We start from the raw sequence: 382 nt of genomic DNA on the forward strand, positions 1-382 counted from the left end.
GTGAAGTCGTAACAAGGTAACCCTAGGGGAACCTGGGGTTGGATCACCTCCTTATCTTGAAGTAAAATTGCTTAATGAAAGCTTCGGCTTTACGAGTGTTCACACAAATTACATGATAACAAAAATGAAGAAGAACCCACTTTTACTGTAAAGTAGAGGGCTATAGCTCAGTGGGGAAAATAACTTCTTCAATTAAAGAAAGAAGCCAAACTTAAAGTGTTGTCGGCGGGAATTTATTCGCGCTTATGAAAACAACTTAAGTTTGGTTTTTTAAACCACTTTTTAAGCGAATGTGCCTTAAATCGAGTTCTTTAACAATCTGGAAAGCTGATATAAATATCGGTATTTATGTCGTAACGAACGGTGTCGCGCTGAACGTTGC

General features: G+C 38.2%; 1 rRNA gene. It reads left to right on the forward strand.

Annotation, left to right across the window (positions count from 1 at the left end):
• Window positions 1-54: ribosomal RNA gene (locus MTCD1_RS18615) — 16S ribosomal RNA — on the forward strand; the annotation flags it as partial.
• Window positions 55-382 lie beyond the last annotated feature (328 nt).

It is taken from the genome of Colwellia marinimaniae (assembly GCF_002207865.1).
Lineage (GTDB): Bacteria > Pseudomonadota > Gammaproteobacteria > Enterobacterales > Alteromonadaceae > Colwellia > Colwellia marinimaniae.